Origin of the sequence: Vibrio anguillarum (assembly GCF_001989995.2) — a bacterium.
Classification (GTDB): Bacteria; Pseudomonadota; Gammaproteobacteria; order Enterobacterales; family Vibrionaceae; genus Vibrio; species Vibrio anguillarum.
The window spans coordinates 1-2,992 of sequence record NZ_JAHGUP010000081.1 but is presented as its reverse complement, the minus strand read 5'-3'; the positions used below and the strand labels follow the sequence as shown (position 1 = coordinate 2,992).

Here is a 2,992-nt window from a genome sequence, read left to right as displayed (position 1 = left end):
TACTCGGTTGCATAACGCCCTGTTAAGGTGTGAGCAACGCAATACCGATGCCACCGCATACCACCTTAAACACTAAACGCAACGCATAGTAAAAATGCCACGCGTTGCGAATCACTCTTAAACAGTTTGTTAAGTATTTTATTCGTAATAGTCATGGTTCAGTGACATCACCGCACCTTCAAAATCAGGAAACAAACTAGCAGTTTGAATATTCATATGCTCAAGTACAATCCTTAAACCCTTATGTACTTTTTCTGGAATAATAAATTTCACGACACCAATGTACTTCACCAACTCATCACTAGAAAATTCATCTATGTAACCTCTCTTGTAAGGAGTACCGAAATCACAGTAACCATTCTTTACTTCAGTATCACAGTCTCCGACAAATACTTCAGCCAAGTTATCCATGAAAGATTTATTTATATCCAGAGCAGACAAGAACTCCCCTTGCTGAGCGAATAACCTTTTATTTTGTCGAAACGGACTTAATATTGAGACCCCTACAAAACGAGCTTCTCGCTTAATGATCTTTTGGATAATCTCTTGATCTTTTTCATAGATGGAAAGTCCAGATTGAATACCTAATTCCGAATAAACCTTTCTCATTTTAAAACGTTCAAGTTTACCTAAATGTATTCCCCATATAGCTGCATCTTTACCTGATTTTCCGTCATATCTCGTAGCAAAGTAACACGCAACAAATATCGATCGAGAAAAATCAATTAACCTTGTTTTAGCTCCATGATGCTGTAGTAAAGCAAGCCATTCAAGGTAATCGTCTTGTTCTGGAACACTCTGAGGAATGAACGTATGCGCCCTACGCTGAAAATCTATAATCTTTTTTTCTTCGTAATTTCCAATTAAATATCGATCACTGAAGTATGGCTGCATCTTACGCTCTATGCCTGAAGATATTGGCCAACTCTCATCCATTTGACCTCGAAAAGTCAGACCGTTCCGTGCATAATCTGATTTCCTAAGGTACTCATACAAATCATCAATATTTCGAATTATTATCTCAGCATATACATTTTGCATACAAACTCCCAAAAATACTTAACGCCCAATTAAGGGGTGAACAACGCCTCCACCCAAACCTAACTCATTGTGCCATAAACACTAAATTTGAAGTAGAAGCAAAAATGCCAAGCGTTGTGAATCCCTCTTAAATTGCTTGTTAGTTGATATTTTGTTTCAAGCTAGATAACTCTATGCACATATTATAATAAGCAGCTAACTTTCGAGATTTTTCTGTCGGAGAAGGGGCGAAGCTTGATATACGGATACGTAAAGATGCAACGAAGCAAAGGAAATTGATTGCACCAATAGCTTTATAAAAGTTTATCACTTCACCGTAATCTTCATCGGCAAATGAACCATGCAAAATGCCATGACGATTTGTATTGTCAGGTAATGGATACTTTTTAGAATTGATATAAAGGTGCCCGTCTGTGAAATCATGAAAAGATGCTAACATTGCAACGATTTCATCTACTGCACCTATTTGTTTCGTAATGACTTCATCTTTACAATCTTGAGCTAATGTAGCGAATACATCTCGAATAGATTTTGCTTCAAGATCTCGACTTTCTAACAACTTTCTACCTGCACCTTCGATAACTGGCATTAAGCCGGAAACCGCGATATGGTTTGAGCCAGAAAAATGAGCTTCAATTGATTCAGATATGATCTCTTTGTACTCAGATATATAAGGTATTTCTGGGTATCTTTCGGTAACCATCGCAGCTAGGTTTTCAGGCGAATACAATGGGGCAAGGGCATCAGACAAATTATCGAAAGTAATATAGCCACCTTCAATTTTTTTCACCAATTGCTCCAAATACCCTACCATGACATACGGTGGGATAAACCACCCTACTTTATTAAATGCAACCCTCATATACTCCAAAGTAACCTCCTATCAACTAACGCCGCGTTAAGGGGCGAACAACGCACCAAAGCACTTAACGCATAGCACATTCATCACAAAAACAAACGCATGACAAAAATGCCACGCGTTGTGAGTCCCTCTTAAATGCTTTGTTAACTGTCACATATATCTGCATACATCTGACTTATTACTTCAATGCCTTTAGATGTGAACTCACCATGCTCGAACCAACCGAGACTTATTAGATCTTCTTCAAATAGAGTACCTGATCGAGGGACAAGACCTTCAAGCAACTCTTCAAAACTGTCATGTCGTTTAGCTCTACGCTTCACGTGACTAACTAAATAACTTTTCACTTTTCTCAGCTTTTCTTCAAGAATATTTGCCTTAATTTCAGATAGTTGATTTACATGATCTGATAGTTGCTGTTCTTTCGATGCCAACTCTGCCTTTAACTTATCTTTTTCAGCCTGATCTAATTTAAGGTTTTCGAATAAAGTTGATATAAATTGATGCATATCTTCACGAGCATCAACAACTTCTTTTTCCTTTGTTTCTAACTCTTCCTTCTTAGATCCGACACCGTTGGTTCCATATTGTTCAACTCGAGCCTTAACCTCTTGCTGCCCCTTGTCTACGCTTTTTACTTGCTCTTTGAGTTCACCCAATATCACCGATGTATCTTTAGTAAACTTGTGCATGTTGTCATAAAAGCGTTCACTACTACCTGATGCAGCAAAGTAGAATGCAGCCGAAAGACCAACAGAAAAAACGGCCAACAAAAGCGCTACTAAATCTGTAGCAGATAGCTCACTAAAACTTAAAGCTATATCAGCTTGAATTATTTTTAATATTGCAACACCAGCCAAAACTATTATCACTACATCTTTTACTAACTTTGATATAGCTTCTACTTTAATACCTTTGATTTCCACGTTCTCTCCTATGACAGTTAACGCCCAATTAAGTGGTGAACAACGCACTGACCAAGCCGCTGCATTGCACCGTAAAACACTTTACTCAACGCATAGTAAAACTGCCACGCGTTGAGAATCCACTTGAATTGTTTGTTATGCAACTTGGATTCAAGTACGAAGT

Annotated in this window: 3 protein-coding genes; all 3 read right to left on the bottom strand. The window is 38.0% G+C overall.

Going from position 1 to position 2,992, the window contains the following annotated elements; all coding sequences use genetic code 11:
- Positions 1-138 precede the first annotated feature (138 nt).
- The 3 genes from PL85_RS16055 to PL85_RS16045 all read right to left on the bottom strand — a co-directional run bounded on the left by PL85_RS16055 (position 139) and on the right by PL85_RS16045 (position 2,829).
- Positions 139-1,041 carry an FRG domain-containing protein gene (locus PL85_RS16055; protein WP_115340136.1) on the bottom strand — a complete coding sequence of 301 codons (903 nt, stop codon included), beginning with the start codon at positions 1,039-1,041 and terminating at the stop codon, positions 139-141.
- 139 nt (positions 1,042-1,180) lie between these two features.
- A complete protein-coding gene (locus PL85_RS16050; protein WP_208895710.1) occupies positions 1,181-1,831 on the bottom strand; it encodes a hypothetical protein in 651 nt (216 codons plus the stop codon).
- A gap of 215 nt (positions 1,832-2,046) precedes the next feature.
- Positions 2,047-2,829 carry a hypothetical protein gene (locus PL85_RS16045; protein WP_115340134.1) on the bottom strand — a complete coding sequence of 261 codons (783 nt, stop codon included), beginning with the start codon at positions 2,827-2,829 and terminating at the stop codon, positions 2,047-2,049.
- Between the last annotated feature and the right edge of the window lie 163 nt (positions 2,830-2,992).

Excerpts from the sequence above, each read along its gene's own strand:
- PL85_RS16055 (WP_115340136.1), bottom strand. The coding sequence starts at position 1,041 with ATGCAAAATGTATATGCTGAGATAATAATTCGAAATATTGATGATTTG.